Raw genomic sequence first — 19,866 nt, forward strand, 5'->3', positions numbered from 1 at the left:
TTTAAAGGGTTAGAATTTAAACTTGAAGTTCAGGCCATAACTGGAGGTACCCGGCATATTGAAATAGTCAATACCCTGGGCGTTGGTCGCTCCCGTCAGACTGGTTTCAGGATCGATGCCCCTGTACGGTGTCCATATAATGATATTACGGGCAAATAAATTGACGTTGATTCCTTTGATAAACCTGGAATCCTTAAACTTTCCGGATGGCAGGTCATAGGAAAGGGTCACTTCACGCAGTTTTACAAAAGAGGCATCATCTATAAATGTCTCTGTCTGTGCACCGAAACCGCCACCATTACCCAGATACCAGCCTTCATCCAGCGGTACTTGTGTACTATTCACAGCGCCACCGCCAGGTTTCTCCGCACCACCTTCATTGTGTACCACTTCACCCGCATCATTGAGGTGTCCCATGACACCCGGGAATACGGTCATTTCACCCCTGTTCAAAGTATAGGCAGATGTTCCGATCGCCTGCAATGAACCACGGGTACCATTCCACAGGTCGCCCTTGTGCTTCCAGTCTACCAGGAAGTAGAGGGAAACACCTTTGTAACTCAGGGTATTACCAATACCCATCAGGAACTTCGGATTGGGATTACCTACTTTTGTCTGCACATTAGACACTACCGGATAACCAAAGTCGCCGGAAGCATCACTGATCACGATCCTGCCCTGTGCATCCCGCTGCCATCCATAGGCATAGATGATACCGGCCTGTTCACCAGGTATATGTGCTACGACTGTACCTGTAAAACCATTCACCGTGATCTGGTTAATACCAGGTGCTAACGCCAGTACCTTACTCCGGTTCATACTGAAGTTCACAAACATGTCCCAGGTAAAGGCCTGATCTGTAAGCGGCTTCGCACTCAAAGTCAGTTCGAGACCATTATTCCGGATAGAAGCGGCATTCAGGTTCACGTACTGGTATCCGGCGGAACCGGCCAGTGGAGAACGCACCAGCAGGTCAGTACCCTTGGTATGATAGAAGGTCGCATCCAGTCCGATCCTGTTCTGCAGGAACTGTAACTGTAACCCTGCTTCATAGGAAACTGTCTTTTCCGGCTTCAGATTCGGGTTACCCAGCACATTATTCAGTGAGAAGCTACCCTTTCCGTCATATGGGAAAGACACCCCTGTCGTATAACCATCCGGATAAGTGGTTGGCACGGAGAATGACTTAGTCAGGAACGCACCAGGGTCTTTACCTACCTGCGCTGCTGACAACCTGATCTTACCAAAACTAAGCACCTTACCATCTTTCAGACCTTCCAGTTCCGTAAAGACAAAACCAAGGCTGGCGGATGGATAAAAGAAGCTGTTATTCTCAGGAGGCAGTGTTGATGTCCAGTCATTACGTCCTGTTATTTCCAGGAATAACATTGACTTCAGGTCCAGGTTAATATCGAAATAACCGGAGATCCTTCTGTATGGTGTTACATAGTTATATGATTTCTGCACAGTTGCGTTACTGATATTATCATAGCCCGGAGAAGTCAGACCATCGCCCTGTACATACAGTTCGTCCATCCTGCGGGAATACAGGTTATTACCCACTTTCACGTCCATCCGGAAGTCCTTGGAGATCTGCCGTGCCCAGGTAATGATCGCATCAGAGTTCACACTCTTATAGGTATACCTGTCATCAAAGAGACGGCCACCATTGTAGGCGCCTGACTGGATCTCGTAGTACTGGTGACGGTTATCACTGTACACGTCCGTACCGATGCGGTAGGTCAGTGTGAAGTCTTTGATGAAATCCCAGTCAAACTGCAGACTACCGATCAAACGGTTCACTGCTGTTGTGTAGGGGTTTTTATTAATGGTCCAGAATGGGTTGTCATAGATACCGTTACGGTAGGAGCGCTGCAACCCATTTGAGAACAGATAAGTGCGTGGATCATCCGGTGCGAGATCGCCATTGGAGTTATCAAATGAGATAGGCGTTCTGGTCAGGCCCAGCATGATACCGGACAGGTTACTACCGTTCTGCGGCATGCTACCGTTAGACACGTTAAAATTGATATTACCCGATGTTCTGACCTTCTCTGACACTTTCAGTTGTCCTGCCAGTGCGATAGCCGTACGCTGGTTGTACTGCAAGGGCACGATAGAGTTCTGATAGTTATGAGAAACGGACATACGGTAGGTAGCAGCCTCGGTACCACCGGTAAAGGACAGGGAGTTGTTGTAAGTGAGCGCTGTTCTCCAGAAATCGCCCGTATTATCGTACGGCGTAAACTTCACTTTTGCGTTGGGGCTGGAAGCGCCTACGATATCACCATGTATATCGTATTCGTTAGGTGTACCTGTCCAGAATAATGTGTCTATATTAGGCCCCCAGGAATACCTGTTGGAAGATGTAAAAGGCGCCAGTATACCACCGGAACCTTTGACAAATTGTTTCTGGATCTTAGGCAGTCTGTTCACCACATCGAAAGAGACCCCTGTGCTGAAATCAACAGATATCCTACCGGCTTTCCCTTTTTTAGTAGTGATAATAATGGCACCATTGGCAGCATCGATACCATAGATGGCCGCTGCCGCAGGACCTTTCAGTACAGAAATACTTTCAATGTCATCAGGATTAATATCCGCACCACGGTTGGTATTAGTGGCCCCCTGCAGGAGGTTGTTGGTAGCATCCGCGGGGTCACCGGAGTAGTTCTGTGAGTTATCCACAGGAATACCGTCAATGACAAACAATGGCTGGTTGTTACCTGTCAGGGAGTTGGTACCTCTTAATTTTACGAAGGTAGCCGCACCAGGGGTACCACCGGAACCGATGACCTGCATACCGGCCACTTTACCTGACATGGCCCTGAGTGCATCACCCTGACTGGCCTTCACGAGATCATCGCCCTTTACATCCTGGACGGCATATCCCAACGCCTTTTTTTCGCGTTTGATACCGATACCGGTGACTACAACCTCCTGTAAATTTTTGTTGTCCGGTGCCAGGGATGCATTGACTGTACTCCCTGTACCTACCGGAACTTCCTTAAGCGTAAATCCGACACTTCTGAATTGTAAGATGGCGTCATTACCATCTACCATCAGGCGGAAATTACCATTCTGATCTGCGGTGGCACCTCTTGCTGTGCCTTTGATCTGAACAGTCGCATATGGGATGGGTACCCCATCGCTTCCTGTTACCTTACCTGTGACTTCACGTTGCTGTGCGTAAAGTCCTGACATGATGCAAAAAAGAAAAAACAAACAAAGTAAATGTTTCTGCATAACGGTTCTGATTTATTAATACACCGGGGCGGTGCGATGAAGGAATCACAATCAGAAAGAAAAAATCCGCTGTTACCGTTTAACGAAATGCTGCGTTTAGAACAAATCCAGTCTTCTATTTTGTTGATTGATTTACAATGGGTTCTACTGCTATAACAAAAATTATTGATCAGGGTTCAGGCGTTAACAAAAAAAGCGCCTCCCACGAATATCGAGGAAGGCGCCGTTATCAATTCTACATCTTGCCCAGTGTGGCTGAAAATCTTATTATTTGTCCCAGAACAATTTGGTACTCAGTGCATCACCGCCAGTGCCGAGAGCAGCTGACGCCTTATCATAGTTACCTTTGTTCAGGTTCTGCTCACTAACAGGATAAGTTAATCTTACCGGAATATTAGCGTAGGTCATGCCAGTTGGCACGTTGAACACAGGGAAGTTAAATCTTCTCCATTCTGTCCATGCGTCGTACCCTCTGTTATACAGTGCAATATATTTCTGTGTACCGATCTTCTGCTGCCAGGTACCGGTAGCAGTAGCATAAGCTACAGATGGCTGTAACAGGTAGGCAGCAACCTGAGCATCAGAGCCGCCCCAGTATTTGATGGAAGCAGTGATACCAGCTGTATAGTGTTCTGCCGGCGTACCAGTTACTGTCAGGCCACCACGTGCTGCTGCCTCAGCGAGTGCAAACTCTACTTCAGCATAATCGATCAGCAGTGCTTCAAAATCAGCAGCGGTTACTTTCGCACTAATATGAGAAGTGGTTTCATAATCAGCACCTGAACCATAAACGCCACCAACATATGCACCACCTACTGCTGTGAAGTAGAAAGGACGACGTGGGTCATTTACGGAGTTCATCAGGTTCACCAGTGTGTTGGCAGGTACATAGTCCGCACGGTTGCTCTGTACCAGGTCAATCCAGATAGGATTGGTGTTTGGCTGTACTGGCAGGTATTGCAAGCGGAAGTTGTCGGCATTGGAAGAGATCACATTCCCTGCCGATTCATTGATCGCAGTTGTACCTGCAGCAGCAGTTGCTGCATCCTCCAGGGCGATCAGCCCCATTTTCAGTCTCAGGGAGTTGGCAAATTTTACCCATTTGGAAACATCGCCACCGTATACCAGGTCCTGGCTACCGAAGCTACCCTGAGCAGTTTCCAGTTTTTCAACATCCGCTTTCAGACGGGTCAGCAGGTCAAGGTACACTGTTTTCTGATTGTCGTAAGCCGGAGACAGTGATGCAACATCAAAAGCACCGGTGTATGGCAGATCACCGAAAGCAGTTACCAGTACAAAGTAAGCATACACCTCTGTAATATCGATAATGGCTAACTTGTTCTCTTTAACAACCTGATCTGCATCTGATAAAGCAGGAACGCCTTCAATCAGTGATTTTGAAGTATACAGATCTTTCAGTACATCTCTGTACATGCCATGCCAGAAAGACTGTGGCACGTTACGTGATGCCAGATCATAACGGCTCTCATCCAAGTAGGTCACCTGTGATTGCTGTTGCGCCAGGAGCCTGAATACGTTTGTATTCACATTGTTTGATGTCATCAGGTCAAACAATGACTTCTCCGCAGCACTAAATACCATTTCACCAGGCACCACTAATGCCTTTTTCGGGTCGCTATTCAGGCTGTCCAGGTCCGAACAGGAAGTGGCCAGGACCAGCGCTGATATGTATACAAATATCTTTTTCATGTTACTTTTTCGTTTTTAATTAGAATCTGAATCTTACGTTAAAACCAAAGTTGCGGTAAGTAGGATACACACCACTTTGATAACCCTGGATGTTACCTGCTGACAGGTTCTCTTCAGGATCAGCATAAGGAACATTTTTGTGGATGATCCACAGGTTACGACCCAGCAGGCTCAGGTCAATGCCTTTAAATGCTTTCAGATTATTAATCCAGCTACCTGGCAGAGAGTAAGTCAGTGATACCTCACGCAGTTTTACGTAGCCGGCATCATAGATGTACGCTTTGTTAGGGAAGCCATTCACACCTAAACCACGGGTACCGCTCACACGTACACGCTGTTCGTTAGGTTTACCATCAGGTGTTACACCGTCGAAGATGATACCACCACCTTTTGAAACGTCTTCTCTGATAGATACGCCTTTGTCATTCAGTCTTACGCTCTCTTCATAGATACCAGTTGACTGGCCGTAAGCCTGGTCGAGGGAGTAAGTATCACCACCTTTCTTGATATCGATGAGGAAGCCGAGTGACAGGCCTTTGTAACGGAGTGTATTGGTGATACCACCGATCCATTTTGGTGTATAGTTACCGATCACCTCATTGGAAGAAGAACTGATCTGGTAATAACCCGGCAATACAGCCTGGCCTTCCCTGTTCTCTACGATCGGTTTGCCGGTTGCTTTGTCATAAACGAAGTCCTTACCACGGATAACGCCATAAGCCTGACCCATTGCGTGACCAACAGTCACACCGCTCTGGAGTGCAGTGGCACTTAACTGAATGAAATCAACACCCTGTGGCAGGTCCAGTACTTTACTTCTGTTCAGTGACCAGTTAATGTTCATGGTCCAGGAGAAGTCTTTCAATTTAACAGGCGTTACACCCAGGCTTACTTCCACACCCTTGTTCTGGATAGTACCAGCGTTTACGAACATCTGATCGTAACCGGTGGCTCTTGAAACAGGCAGTCTTAAGATCTGGTCAATTGATTTGGAAACATAGTAAGTAACATCGAAGCTTACACGATTGTCAAACAAAGCGATTTCAGCACCTGTTTCAAACGCTTTTGTACGCTCAGGTTTCAGGTCTGAATTTCTCTTTACTGAAGGAACGGAGAAGATCGGTGTGCTGCCAAAACCGGTTGGCTTATCGTACGGATCGTACAATGCCTGTGCAGGAGCACTGTTACCTACTTCTGCATAGTTCACACGTACTTTACCATAGGTCAGCCATGGTGCTTTCACTACTTCAGAGAAGGTGAAGCCTAAGGATGCTGCAGGATAGTAATAAGAGTTTTTACCAGCTGGCAGTGTAGATGACTCATCACGACGTGCAGACAGATCTAAGAACAACATATTCTTGTAACCCAGGCCTGCACTGGCGAAAACACCATTTACCTGCATTAAGCTATCCGCTTCCTCAGGAGCGAGGATCGGGTTCTTTGAGTTGGAAAGAGAATATAAGTTTGGTACAACCAGACCACCATTGGTGGAAGCACGGATGTACTTAGCGTGTGTACGTCTGATGTTACCACCCACTAAACCGGTCAGTTTAAACTGGGTGTTCAGTTGTTTGTCAACATTCAATATCAGGTCGTAGTTGTTCTCGGCGAAAGAACCATCGTATCTTGAATAAGAAGAAGGGTTTTTACTACCTACTGCATTACGCTCTTCCTGCCACTGATCATAAGTATCCATGCTTGATCTACCCAGTACGGATAACCAGCTGTTGATCTGATAGTTCAGGGTGATGTTACCAAAGTAACGGATACGACCATCTCTTTCATAGTTTTCATTTCTCATGAAATAGAAGTTATCCGTATAAGTCGGGATCGGGTTGGTAGGGCTGGTCAGGTTCCAGGACTTATTCAGTCTGTTTCTTTTGTAATCCTCTTCCTGATCCTTCATGTCAATGTTCATCTGCCACCACTGACGGAAAGCCTGGTTCACGTTATACTCGTCATAACCAGTACCGTAACGGCCTTTACCATCGATCTTAGACATGTTAACGCTTGCGCTGGCAGTCAGTTTGTTAGACAGTTTATAAGAAGCCCCGAAGTTCACCATGTCTTTTACCAGACGGGCGTTAGGGATCATACCGTTTTCAACTGTTTTGGTGTATCCGAGTTTGAAATTACCTTTATCATTACCACCATCCACAGCGACGCTGTTATTGGTAGTGAGTGTGTTCTTGTAGAAATAGGAAGGATCGTGTGCACCAGCTACCCAAGGTCTTGCCTTTTTGTAGTAAGGAGATGCCGGATCGAGTGACTGATAGTTGAACACCATCAGGTTCGGATCGAATTTAGCACCGAAAGACGCATCTTCCTTCATTGGTACTACTAAATCTCTTGTACCGTCGCCGTCTATGTCAGCATACCAGAAACGTCCATCAGGAGACTGGTAAGTATTATCTTCCTCATCATAGTAACCAGCACCATATTGTTTCTGATACTTAGGGAAAGTGCTCTTGTCCATCGTACCAACAGTCAGACCGGTATTTACGGTTACACCCATACCTTGTCTGCCTTTTTTGGTAGTGATCATGATCACACCGTTCGCCGCACGGGAACCGTACAGTGCAGCAGCAGCAGCACCTTTCAGTACACTTACGTTAGCGATGTCATCAGCGTTGATATCGGAAGCAGCGTTACCGTAGTCAAAACCACCACGGCCTGTGGCCTGGTCAGTTGTGTTGGCAACGGAGTTATCGATAGGAACTCCATCTACTACGAATAATGCCTGGTTTGAGTTCTGGAATGATTTGTTACCACGTAAAACGATGTTGGTGGAACCGCCCATGGTGCTGTTCCTTCTCACTTCCAGACCGGCTACTTTACCGGACAGGGAGTTTACAACGTTTGGATCACGTGTTCTGTTCAGTTCTTCTGCCTGAACAGTCTGAGCTGAATAGGCCAGCTCATTCTTTTTCCTGGTAATACCAAGAGCTGTTACTACAACCTCCTGTAAATTTTTGTCCTCCTCATTCAGTTTCACCGTGAAAGCAGCAGCTGCACCAACTGTGTAATCAATTGTTGCATAACCTACGCTTCTGATTGTCAGCACAGGGTTTGCACCTGTTACAGTCAATTTGAAGTTACCTTCCTGATCTGATGTTGTTCCGCTGGTTGTCCCTTTAATTTGTACAGTGGCAAAAGGTATAGGTGACCCGTCTGCACCGGTGACCTTACCCGTAATCTGACGCTGTTGAGCATACGTCAGGGTTACACTCACCATGAGAATGGTGAAAAAGAGTAACGCTCTTTTCTTCATAAACGATTTAGATTTAGTTGACAATAAAATTCTTAAAGGGTTTTTCTATGCAGCGATTATGTTGACATAGCGATTTAGCAAACCCCCATATCAGGATTTAAACCACAGTTTGTTTACTAATAAATTTGTTGTTGAACTTTAAAGAACCATCCGGGATGAAGGCGGCAAGACCCTGGATGGTTATTTGTGACACAGAATGCGTCTCATTACCCATGCTAGCAACGGAAATATTACTATACCGTCTTAAACAGGTTGACATAAAAGCACTACTAGCTATAGCACAGGATAAAGAGATTCCGGTCTCTTTCATATTACGATTTAGATTTTGGTTGAGAGCCACAATTTAGAGTATTTTTTTACTCTCCGCCAAGAAAAATTTAACCTTTTTTTAAGAGAGGTCAAATTTCATATACATAAACAAATATTTTTCAACGTCATATAGAAGAAAATTTAACATTCATTTTTGTCCATTATGTCACTAGAATAAGTGTTGAATCTGACATTGCAAGGCACTTTTCTTACGTCCATTCACTTCCTCCCATCCATTTCCGATGTGATCAACATTTGCATATAGTATTAATTCATATCTGAACCAGCACGTCGTCCTTTTTGCACACTTCCAGCGCACCCGGCACTGGAACTGATGCCCTTCCCCACTTAAGCGTGACAACGCGTATTCATATAGCATGCCGGTAGTGATCGTATATAAAGTATTCTTACTTCCATCGGTCATAAACCGGGTATACCTTACATATAGCTGCAACGGCGTTCGCTGGAACTGATACAACATCTCCTGGAATAATAACCATCCCTCCTCCCTGTTGTCTTTCCGGATATAGTTGTTCACTTCTATCCTGCTTTTAATAGTTAGTCCCACTGCCGGTTGCAGTTTATATTGCAAGCGCCAGCTCTGTTTCCGTACAGTCGTCAAGGCAGGAATAAAACGTTGCGGATCCGTGCTGTTTTCCTCTTTTACAACACGGCTGTATCGCAGAAAAAATTCTGTCTGTTTATCTGGCGTATAGGTCATTGCGATCATATGATCACTGCCACTGGCCGGTGCCGCCGCCCTGTATTGTAACCACGGAAAAATAAAGTGATCTGCATATGCATTTACCCTTAGACGACTGTTCAGCTTTACACTGATACCGGTGTATAGTCCTTCTTCATTCACAGGCTTATAAAATTCTGCAAATGCATCCGCATACAAAGCATGATACCCCTTATCATACCGGCGATGTAACAATACCAGATCGGCGTGGGCGCCTGCACTTATCAAGAGACTACTGAGTATAGCAGTCCTGCCATTGTTACTTATCGCAGCTTCTCCAAAAAAGTGCATATTTCTCCACGTGATCTCATAATCAGTACTCACACCAGACAGGTTATTTCCTTCAAATGCAAACAACTGATAAGGTGCATGGCCCTTTTGCACCGGTGTTGAAAAATGATGCTGTATGAAATTAAAACCCAGTTTACCAGTAGCCCCTTCCACGCTGATATTACCACCGGCAGTGAACTGCGATAATGTGCCCTGCTTCGCTGTTTCTGCGGCTGTACGATGATATCCGCTGTTGCCGGTAATACTTCCATCCAGCTGTCGCCCCGATACAAACGCCGTCGCACTGAGTTGCCGATGTGCTATCGTTATCCCCAGGCCTCTGAAGAAATTATATTCTCCTGCGGAGGCATACGGCTTTAGTAAGTCTCCTTCCCGTTTTACGGACATTACAGCAGCGCCTTTGCCGAAGGCCAGGGATTGCCAGTTTAACAATCCCTGCCCCATATTCACCGTAAAATCACCTATGGCCAGCGCTTTGACACAACGGTATTTGCTAATAAAGAGATGCATGCTATAAAAGTCAAATCCATGTTGCTGTGCTCCTTTTAAAAACGCTTCTCCTGCATCTTTTTCCATCACTATGCCCCAGCTGATATAATGCGTGAGATTATACCGGTAACGCAGTAAGAGCTTATCCGGACTCCCCATGTAATGGGGTGTTGTAGTATCTGTATGCAGATAACCACGACTCTTTTCTATTTGTCTGCCATACCTCCATAACAATGTATTTTCTCCTTTTTTGATATAGTCTTTCCAGCTATAGTCAGGTTCCAGCTCATTGCCTGCGCGCACATATGGCAACAACTTGCTGATAAGCTGTGCATCAAAGCCCGGTATCGCCTGCAGCTCATACACACTCAGCAGCTTTCCCATCTGCCGGCGATACCTGATAAACTGTTCCAGCTGCAGGGGAGAAACCAGCTGCAATGACCGGAGTACTGCTATACCGGCTGTATTTAAATTGATCTTATGCCGTGTATATACCTGTAATTGCTGCCAGTGATGATCATCTTCCGGTACATTGTCGGTGTGTGCAACGTAATGCTCCAGCTGCGTCTCATCAGCTGCCGTCTGTTCAGGTATTGTTTGTGACCAGGCATGCATAGTGCCGCACAGTCCTGTCAGCAGCACTGCAATACTTAATTTCATACGCGGGTATTATTTCTTTACAATCGTGATGTTACAGTCTATGCATCTCTGCATGGAGAGAAAAGCAGCATTCATTACTCAGATAGGTACTATCCTGGTAATAACGGACATTCCCTCTTCTCCTGCCAGATACTATTTCAACAGGTGTGTATACAGACGTATATACACCTGCTGCTATGCGCTCCTCATTTGCAGCTGCTGTTTTACAATCCTGCCATATACAGGATATGCGCATCCACTTTAATGTGGATATCATTCATCATTCAGAAAAAAAGATGGTCATCACTAATGTCCCTTTTTCACCTGCCATACAAAAGAGGCAGCAGGTGTCATACCAAGTTGTGGATGATGACTGGCGGACAGTTGTATATGCAGTTGCTGTAAAGACACCTCGACGGCAGCAGTGTTCAGTTGCGGGTCAGTACATATACCCAGTTGCAAAGACAGCTCACGGATGATACGGTACTCGCACATCACCTTCGTCAGCGTTGCCATAGCCGATTCTTTTACCAGAGCAGCACTCAGCAGTAACACTGCTGATATTTCATAGCCTATACCGGCACTATAGACAGCAGGGACCTGCTCATTACCGGGCTTTTGTAACCGGCTGCCTGCCGGATTAAACACATGCATTCCTGCGTGTAATTGCGGCGTAAGATGTATGAGGCATCCCAGTTCTGCGATAATCGTATGCGCATGAAAATAACCAGGTACCTGCCTGGAGAGATAACTGAACTGCGTCCCTATACTAAGCCGTTCTCCCAGTGGCCGGCCATAGGCGAAGCCGATAGACTGCTGGCGGAAATGTGCACTCCCGGTCTGTGTCAGGTGTAATCCGAAGCCACCGCGCGTGACAGGTAATACGATACCGGCATCATGCTGGTGAATGGCCGACAGCATAAAGCGTCTTTCGGTGCGTATACCAGCTGTTATAGCGGGTATATATGCCAGTGCAGCCTGATTCTGCCATGTAGTGAGTAACTGATGATAATTGCGGCTGTAAGTGCCTGCAAAAGGCTGTTTGTCGACCGATAGCCAGACCAGCTGCGCAAAAATAACAACGGTGCACAACGTGCAAACAATGGTTGCAATGATCTTTTTCATTTGCATTTAATGGATGTGGATGAGTTGGTTTTTCAAAAAATTTATCGTGGCAATTCAGGTCAACATGTTAACAAACAAAAATCTCCTCACTTGCGTGAGGAGACAATATTAGGAAAATAATTTTTACTAAAAAAAATACAGATCAGATTGATCAGAACAAACCATGTAACTGAGAGTCTATCTTTGATATGATCTCACCAAGATCTTCATCACTCTCGGGGAATTTGTTCTTATCCACATCGATGATCAGCAAAGGCCCTTCGGCATATTTTTCGATCCAGTTATTATAGAATTCGTTGAGTCTTTTCAGATAATCCAACCGGATATTTTCTTCATATTCTCTTCCTCTTTTCTGGATCTGTGCCACCAGGGTAGGTACAGAGGCACGCAGATAGATAAGCAGGTCCGGTGGTTTCACCATTGACTTTAACGTTTCGAAGAAGCTGAAATAATTATCAAAGTCCCGTTTAGTCATCAGTCCCATTTCATACAGGTTCGGCGCAAAGATGTGCGCATCTTCGTATATGGTACGGTCCTGTATGACGATCTGCTCTCCCTGCTGAATATCCAGCAGCTGTCTCAAACGTCCGTGCAGGAAGTAGATCTGCAGGTTGAATGACCAGCGCGGCATCTCTTCGTAGAAGTCGTTCAGGTAAGGATTATGTTCAACGTCTTCAAACTGGGGTGACCATTTGTAGTGTTGTGCCAGCAGCTTGGTAAGTGTGGTTTTTCCTGCGCCGATATTCCCGGCGATAGCTATATGTTTGATCTTACTTTGTTTTGTCATGATGATAACAGGGGGTCACTAATCGTTCGTTTGCAGCCAGTTAGTGGCAGCAAGTGATCAGTTGACAACCTAAAATTTACAAATTATTTGATTATCAACTGAAAAAACTTGCCACCACTATCAGTGACTATATAACGAGTTATTAATAATAGTGAATACCTATGAGTTTTCTCGCTTGTTGCAAAGTCTGTGCCGCACTTTCCCGTGCTTTTTCCGCACCTTCTTTCATAATACGGTTCAGGTAAGTGGCGTCATTCTGCAATGCGAGCGCCTTTTCTCTGATCGGCGCAATGAAGTTAACCATGTCGTCACCTAACTGTGCTTTCATATCACCGTAACGGAGAGACTGGTTGTCATATGCATCTCTGAAATGTTTGATGACGTCAGGTGTTGATACCTGATCCATTAACAGGAAAAGATTTTCAATACTTTCCGGCATAGGCATACCTGGTTCAACTGGTCCGCTATCTGTTTTTGCCTTCTTCATTTTTTTGCGGATCAGTTCATCATCATCAGATAAATACAAGGTTGCCATCTGATTTTCACTCTTACTCATTTTACCTACTCCATCCAGGCTTGGTATTTTTACCAGGTTATCTCCAAAGTTAAATGCCATCGGCTCGGGGAATAAATCTCCGTAACGGCTGTTAAACCGCTGGGCATAGTTACGTGCCATTTCCAGATGCTGCTCCTGGTCTTTACCTACCGGCACTTTTACCGCACGGTGGATCAGGATATCCGCACTCATGAGCACGGGATAAGTCAATAGACCAGCATTTACGTTCTGCGGCTGCAGACGTACCTTATCTTTAAATGTGGGTACTTTCTCAAGTTCACCCATATATGCCAGCATGTTCAGCAACAGGTATAATTCGGCGATCTCCGGTACGTCACTCTGTACATACAGTGCCACTTTTTCAGGATCAAGACCAGATGCGATATTTTCTGCCAGTACGCGGAACACATTGCCACGCAGGTCCTTAGGATCAGGATGTGTAGTCAGGGAATGCCAGTCAGCTACAAAAAAATAACAGTTAAAAGTTTCCTGCATCCTGATGTAGTTACGGATAGCTCCAAAATAATTGCCTAAATGTAAATACCCGGTAGAGCGGATTCCGCTTACCACTATTTCTTTTGATGTAGCCATAATGGGGTGCAAAATAAGGAATTTGCCAATTATGGACTATCGACTATTTAAGGTAACTTTAACGCTGACCGATTCTAATAATTATTATTTTTTGATTTAATTTGATTTATGGAAGTGAATGAGACGCTGGTACAGCAACTGGCAGACCTGGCAAGGCTTGAGTTCAACGAACAGGAAAAAACAGCAATTAAAGGCGATCTGCAACGTATGATCACCTTCGTGGAAAAACTGAACGAGCTGGATACCACTGACGTAAAACCATTATTACACATGACAGCAGACAGGAACGTGCTGAGGGAAGACGTGCTGGTCCCTTCCATAACCCGCGAAGAAGGCCTGCAGAATGCGCCTGCTGCCAATGACCAGTACTTCAAAGTACCTAAGGTCATCAGGAAGTAGCATCAATCTATTAACGCAATAAATCTATGCACCCAAATTCCGTCATCCATTTAGAAGACATCCGTAAGAGCTATTTCATCGGTAAAAATGAACTGCCGGTACTGAAAGGTATCAACATGGACATTTTGAAAAATGAATATGTAGCCCTGATGGGACCTTCCGGTTCCGGTAAATCCACGTTGATGAACATGCTGGGCTGCCTTGACACCCCTACCCATGGTAGATATGTCCTGAGCGGTCACGATGTAAGCAAAATGGAAGACGATGCCCTGGCCAGGGTGCGTAACAAAGAAATCGGCTTTGTATTCCAGCAGTTCAACCTGATGCCACGCCTCAGCGCGCTGGAAAACGTAGCTGTTCCCCTGATCTATGCCGGTGTAAATAAAAAAGACCGGGAAGATAAAGCCCGCTTCATGCTGGAAAAAGTAGGTCTGGGGCAACGTTACAAACACAAACCGAACGAACTCTCCGGTGGTCAGTGCCAGCGTGTGGCCATTGCCCGCGCCCTGGTGAACGACCCTTCTCTTATACTCGCGGATGAACCGACCGGTAACCTGGATACCAAGACCTCTGTAGAGATCATGGACATCTTCGGTAAGATCCACGCTTCCGGCAATACCGTTGTACTGGTCACCCACGAAGAGGACATCGCTGCACATGCCCGTCGTGTGATACGCCTGCGCGATGGATTAATTGAATCTGACAGGCTGAATGCAGAGATCCTCGCTGAAGCCGTAAAATCATAAATTATCAGGATGGCTTTTAAGATCTACACCAAAACAGGCGATAAGGGTAAAACAGCCCTGATCGGTGGTACCAAGGTGCCTAAAAGCGATCTGCGTATTGACGCCTACGGCACCGTAGACGAACTGAATTCCTATATCGGGCTGGTCAGCGACTATCTGACCAGTTATCCCGATACTGTCAGCCTTTTAAGGGAGATACAGGACCGTTTGTTTACGATAGGCGCCTCGCTGGCCTGTGACCCTGACAAGGACACCAAAATGCGTATTCCCGACCTGCATGCGGCCGACATTACTTTACTGGAAGACAGTATCGATAAAATGAATGAGGTGCTGCCGGAAATGAAATCTTTCATCCTTCCGGGGGGGCATGTGGCCGTATCGACCTGCCATGTTGCCCGTTGTGTATGCAGAAGGGCGGAACGGCTTTGTGTGGGGCTGCAGGAGCAGCAGCAGTTCATTGAACCGCTGGTGCTGCAATATGTGAACCGCCTGAGCGATTATCTTTTTGTACTGGCCCGTTGGATAGGTCATACCTTCCAGGTAGCCGAAATACCCTGGAAACCCAGGGTCTGAACACCCGGTTATAGCTTCCCTGTTACCGGAGTGGCGATCTCTCCTACAATTCCCCCATCTTTCATCACCAGCTGCCTGTTACTCATCGGAGCCAGCTCTTCGTTGTGCGTCACGATGATGAAGGTCTGCTGAAATTTATCTCTCAGTTCAATGAACAACTGATGCAATTCCCGGGCATTTTTAGAGTCCAGGTTGCCCGTTGGCTCGTCGGCCATTACTATGTCCGGCTGATTGATCAAAGCGCGCGCTACGGCCACTCTTTGCTGTTCTCCGCCTGATAACTGATTCGGTTTGTGTTCCAGCCGGCCGGAAAGTCCCAGGGTCTCGAGTAAATACACGGCTCTTTCCTTTACAGCGGACTTACGGTTACCCGCAATATAACCAGGTATACAAACGTTTTCCAGGGCAGAGAACTCCGGTAAAAGATGATGGAACTGGAAAATAAAGCCCATATGCTTATTTCTGAAATCAGCCAGCGCGTTACCCTTTAGTAAACCCAGATTGACATCATTCAGCCATACTTCTCCGGAACTGGGAGTATCCAGTGTACCCAGTATGTGCAGCAGGGTGCTTTTTCCGGCACCCGAAGAGCCAACAATAGTAACGATCTCTCCTTTCGAAACGGAAACACTTACATCTCTCAGGACATGTAAGTTGGAATAATTTTTGGTTAGATTGCGAGCGGTTAGCATACTCAAAGAAAAGTAAAATAACCTTTAAAATAGTAATAGTTGTTTATTTCAAATTAAATAATACTTTTGCGGAAATTCAGAAAGTAAAAATTTTGATCACATGTACTGGACCTTAGAATTAGCTTCATACCTGGAGGATGCTCCATGGCCAGCTACGAAAGACGAATTAATAGACTACGCTATCCGCTCCGGTGCACCGATTGAAGTGATAGAGAACCTGCAGGAGTTGGAGGACGAAGGAGAGATCTATGAGGGAATAGAAGATATTTGGTCTGATTACCCGTCGCAAGACGACTTTTTCTTCAATGAAGATGAGTATTAGACGGATTATTTTCCATTATTGTTGCCTCAGCAATTCGCCTATGCATAAAAAATTGAGCCGTTCCTTCTAATCAAAGGGAGCGGCTTTTTTGTATCCCGGTCAGCCAACTCATCTGACCAGTGGATGCTTTGCCGGATCATCCGGGAACATCTCAGCTGCCTATACTTTTGAAAGAATAGCCTGGTATGCAGGGGATTTCCTGTCCCTGATCAACGCCTGCTCCTTTTTATTTCAGGCGGCAGGTTATCCGTTTTTCCCTTTCGTTCACCCGGCTGCCGCTCTATCCAACCCTCACCCCGCACTATTTTTCTATCGCGTTATCGTTTCCTGGCCGGTATTACACCCTTACCGTTTATCACTTTTACTGCCTGTTCCCGCACGGGATATATATTGAAAATGATCGCCAGCGTAAAGCAGGAGACACCCTTTCCTGCCTGAGGTACTACCCTGTTGATCACGATTGTTTACACAAAAATACGGGGACCATTTCATCGATTTCAGGCCATGTATGCAAACTGCAAAAACACGTACGTAAACTGCCAAAATTCAGGGGTGGGAATTTTAAACCAGCAATTTCCGGGACTACGGGAGCTGATCCAGCTGATGCTTCACCACCGGTTTACCTTCGGTGTAGGTTCGCTTAAGTAAGCTTTCTCTTCCGTTTCTCCTCCGTTTTAAAACGGAGGAGAAACGGAAGAGAAAGCTTACCTGAACATTACCTGAAGATCGCCTGAAACATAGCTGACTGAAAACCGATCAAATAAAAACGCCGTGAGTAAGGAATTTTATCCTTTCTCACGGCGCATAATTATTTGTAACGACGAATTACTTTTCCATCTGTGCGATCACCTCAGCAGAAACGCCGGTGAAAGAGAAACCACCATCATGGAACAGGTTCTGCATGGTCACCATTTTGGTCAGATCAGAGAACATAGCTACGCAATAGTCAGCGCATTGCTGTGCAGTAGCGTTACCCAGCGGGCTCATTTTCTCAGCATAACCGATGAAACCATCAAATCCTTTAACACCACCACCTGCGGTAGTTTTGGTAGGAGACTGTGAAATGGTGTTTACACGTACTTTCTTCTTGAAACCGTAGTGGTAACCGAAGCTACGTGCTACTGATTCCAGCATAGATTTAGCATCTGCCATTTCGCTATAGTCAGGGAATACTCTCTGTGCAGCGATGTAGGTCAGCGCTACAACGGAAGCCCAGTCATTCAATGCATCCAGCTGCCATGCAGTCTGCAGTACGCGGTGCAGGGACATTGCAGAGATATCGAATGTTTTATGAGAGAAATCATAATCCAGATCGGTGTAGGATCTACCTTTACGCATATTGATACTCATACCCACAGAGTGCAGTACGAAATCTATTTTGCCACCAAAATGCTCCATGGATTTAGTGAAAAGGTTTTTCAGATCATCCATATTGGTAACATCAGCGGGTATTACAGGAGCATTACACTGTTCAGCCAGCTTGTTGATCTCTCCCATGCGTAACGCTATCGGAGCGTTGGTAAGCACTACTTCGGCGCCTTCTTCCACACAACGTAACGCTGTGCTCCAAGCCATAGACTTCTCGTCCAATGCACCAAATATGATACCTTTCTTTCCTTTTAATAAGTTATGAGCCATTGGGTTCAAAAATTAATTTCGGCAAAAATAGCTGTTATAGTTGAAAAAAAAAGATTAATTGAAAAGCAGTCAACGGATTAGCTACTTTACCAGCTCCCGTGCGTTTTCAAGTGCCGCTGCCGTTGGCTTCTCACCACTCAGCATCTGGGCTATTTTATTGATCCTTTCTTCTCTGGTGAGCAGGCGTACGTTCGTATGCACCTTACCATCCCGGGCGTCTTTATACACAAAATAGTGCGCATCTGCCTTACCGGCGATCTGCGGCTGATGGGTGATACAAATGATCTGATGTGCTTTGGCCATATCTTCCATAATGAAGCTGACCTGTCTGGCGGCTTCTCCGGAGATACCTGTATCAATTTCATCGAAGATCAGGGTAGGCAGGGCTACTGACTTCGCCACGAGTGACTTGATACACAGCATCAGCCTGCTCAGCTCACCACCGGAAGCTACTTTCCGGATCGGTGCAAACTGACCACTTTTATTGGCGTCGAACAGGAATTCGATGGTATCCTGGCCGTTAGGATTGAGCGCCCCCTGCATGATAGAAGCTTTCAGGCGTGCATTGGGCATACCCACCTGTGCCAGCAATTCATTTACCTTCTTTTCAAATGGTTCTGCTACTTTCAGACGTGCAGCAGTAATCGTTTCAGCCAGCTTCTGCAGGGCTGCCCGCAGTGTTTCCAGCTCGGTTTCCAGGGAAGCCAGTCTGTCATCCAGGTTCAGCACCCCTTCTATACTGTTATTCAGTTGTTCCTGGATAGCCAGTAATTCCGCCGTGGAGTGTACTGCGTGTTTCTTCAGTAATTTATATCCTAAAGACACTCTTTCGTTCACATGTTCGATACGTGCACCATCAAACTGTACCTGGTCGTTCATACGGCCTATCTCTGAAGAAATATCCTGTAGTTCGACATAGGCAGACTGCAGGCGTTCTGCCACTGCAGGTGCATCTTTATGGTAGGAAGCCAGTGCCTGCACGGAAGACAGTATCTGTTTCAGCTGCTGCAGGATAGGCTGTTCATCTTCATTTAGCTGGAAATATACCCGGCTGAGGGTATTGCGGATCTCTTCTGCATGGCTCAGTACCTTGAGTTCAGCGTCAAGGTCTTCGATCTCATTGGCACCGAAAGCGGCATCACTGAGTTCGTCAAGCAGAAATTTGTTGTAATCCAGTTCTTTGTTGGCGCTGTCGCGCTGGTTCTGTAATTGTTTCAGTTCGCGCTGTACCTGTGCATAGCGTTGGTATTGCTGCTGGTACTGCTGCATCACAGTAGGCTGGTTCACCAGGGCATCCAGCACTTCACGCTGAAAATCTGAGTTTTCCAGGTCCTGTGTGTCAAACTGCTGGTGCAGGTCTACGAGGGACTGACTGAGTTCAGTAAGTTGTCCCAGGTTCACCGGTGTATCATTGACAAATGCACGGGACTTACCTGCTGTACTGATCTCCCTGCGGATGATCAGCTGATCTTCCATATCAAGTTCATGCTCCTGGAAAAATGCAGCTACCTGGGATTTCTTTACTTTAAAGATCCCTTCTATGACACACTTGGATGCTTTGTCCAGCAGCATGCCCGGATCAGCCCTCTCCCCCAATATTAATGACAATGCACCTAACACGATCGATTTACCGGCACCTGTTTCCCCCGTAATGACATTCAGGTTGCCGGAGAAATCTACTTCCAGGTGATCAATGATCGCGTAGTTCTTGATAGTTAGTTTCTGTAGCATAAGGAGTAT

The 19,866-nt window shown here is 46.0% G+C and carries 15 protein-coding genes; 4 read left to right on the top strand and 11 right to left on the bottom strand.

Annotated features, from left to right (window positions below):
- Positions 1 to 9: 9 nt before the first annotated feature.
- The 8 genes from GWR21_RS13740 to trpS form a co-directional block, all read right to left on the bottom strand.
- Complete coding sequence (locus GWR21_RS13740; protein ID WP_162332301.1) at positions 10 to 3,204, bottom strand: SusC/RagA family TonB-linked outer membrane protein; 3,195 nt, start codon at positions 3,202 to 3,204, stop codon at positions 10 to 12.
- A gap of 309 nt (positions 3,205 to 3,513) precedes the next feature.
- A complete protein-coding gene (locus GWR21_RS13745) occupies positions 3,514 to 4,956 on the bottom strand; it encodes a SusD/RagB family nutrient-binding outer membrane lipoprotein (protein WP_162332302.1) in 1,443 nt (480 codons plus the stop codon).
- Between the two features lie 19 nt (positions 4,957 to 4,975).
- Entirely contained in the window at positions 4,976 to 8,227 is a 3,252-nt protein-coding gene (locus tag GWR21_RS13750) for a SusC/RagA family TonB-linked outer membrane protein (RefSeq protein WP_162332303.1), read from the bottom strand.
- 478 nt (positions 8,228 to 8,705) lie between these two features.
- Positions 8,706 to 10,718 carry a ComEA family DNA-binding protein gene (locus GWR21_RS13755; protein WP_162332304.1) on the bottom strand — a complete coding sequence of 671 codons (2,013 nt, stop codon included), beginning with the start codon at positions 10,716 to 10,718 and terminating at the stop codon, positions 8,706 to 8,708.
- A 31-nt stretch (positions 10,719 to 10,749) separates the two neighbouring features.
- Entirely contained in the window at positions 10,750 to 10,974 is a 225-nt protein-coding gene (locus GWR21_RS13760; RefSeq protein ID WP_162332305.1) for a hypothetical protein, read from the bottom strand.
- 29 nt (positions 10,975 to 11,003) lie between these two features.
- Positions 11,004 to 11,822, bottom strand: coding sequence for a hypothetical protein (locus GWR21_RS13765; RefSeq protein WP_162332306.1), 819 nt, complete (start codon positions 11,820 to 11,822; stop codon positions 11,004 to 11,006).
- Between the two features lie 151 nt (positions 11,823 to 11,973).
- Complete coding sequence (locus tag GWR21_RS13770) at positions 11,974 to 12,609, bottom strand: deoxynucleoside kinase (RefSeq protein ID WP_202929086.1); 636 nt, start codon at positions 12,607 to 12,609, stop codon at positions 11,974 to 11,976.
- Between the two features lie 142 nt (positions 12,610 to 12,751).
- Positions 12,752 to 13,756, bottom strand: coding sequence for a tryptophan--tRNA ligase (trpS, locus tag GWR21_RS13775; RefSeq protein WP_162332307.1), 1,005 nt, complete (start codon positions 13,754 to 13,756; stop codon positions 12,752 to 12,754).
- Positions 13,757 to 13,864: 108 nt separating this feature from the next.
- Here trpS and gatC point away from each other — a divergent pair, with 108 nt between their 5' ends.
- The 3 genes from gatC to GWR21_RS13790 are packed head-to-tail and all read left to right on the top strand — an operon-like array spanning position 13,865 to position 15,474.
- Positions 13,865 to 14,155, top strand: a complete 291-nt coding sequence (gatC, locus tag GWR21_RS13780; RefSeq protein ID WP_162332308.1) for an Asp-tRNA(Asn)/Glu-tRNA(Gln) amidotransferase subunit GatC — start codon at positions 13,865 to 13,867, stop codon at positions 14,153 to 14,155.
- 26 nt (positions 14,156 to 14,181) lie between these two features.
- Positions 14,182 to 14,901: an ABC transporter ATP-binding protein gene (locus GWR21_RS13785; protein WP_162332309.1), complete on the top strand. Its 720-nt coding sequence runs from the start codon at positions 14,182 to 14,184 to the stop codon at positions 14,899 to 14,901.
- A gap of 9 nt (positions 14,902 to 14,910) precedes the next feature.
- Positions 14,911 to 15,474, top strand: coding sequence for a cob(I)yrinic acid a,c-diamide adenosyltransferase (locus tag GWR21_RS13790; RefSeq protein ID WP_162332310.1), 564 nt, complete (start codon positions 14,911 to 14,913; stop codon positions 15,472 to 15,474).
- 8 nt (positions 15,475 to 15,482) lie between these two features.
- On the opposite strand, the gene GWR21_RS13795 is transcribed toward GWR21_RS13790, so the two are convergent.
- Entirely contained in the window at positions 15,483 to 16,166 is a 684-nt protein-coding gene (locus GWR21_RS13795) for an ABC transporter ATP-binding protein (protein ID WP_162332311.1), read from the bottom strand.
- Positions 16,167 to 16,266: 100 nt separating this feature from the next.
- On the opposite strand from GWR21_RS13795, the gene GWR21_RS13800 reads away from it, so the two are divergent.
- Complete coding sequence (locus tag GWR21_RS13800) at positions 16,267 to 16,488, top strand: DUF2795 domain-containing protein (protein ID WP_012794455.1); 222 nt, start codon at positions 16,267 to 16,269, stop codon at positions 16,486 to 16,488.
- 825 nt (positions 16,489 to 17,313) lie between these two features.
- Here the strand turns inward: GWR21_RS13800 and GWR21_RS13805 are convergent.
- Both GWR21_RS13805 and recN read right to left on the bottom strand, forming a co-directional pair.
- Complete coding sequence (locus tag GWR21_RS13805; RefSeq protein WP_162332312.1) at positions 17,314 to 18,126, bottom strand: enoyl-ACP reductase FabI; 813 nt, start codon at positions 18,124 to 18,126, stop codon at positions 17,314 to 17,316.
- Positions 18,127 to 18,207: 81 nt separating this feature from the next.
- Positions 18,208 to 19,857, bottom strand: coding sequence for a DNA repair protein RecN (gene recN, locus GWR21_RS13810; RefSeq protein WP_162332313.1), 1,650 nt, complete (start codon positions 19,855 to 19,857; stop codon positions 18,208 to 18,210).
- Positions 19,858 to 19,866 lie beyond the last annotated feature (9 nt).

The organism is Chitinophaga agri, assembly GCF_010093065.1.
Classification (GTDB): Bacteria; Bacteroidota; Bacteroidia; order Chitinophagales; family Chitinophagaceae; genus Chitinophaga; species Chitinophaga agri.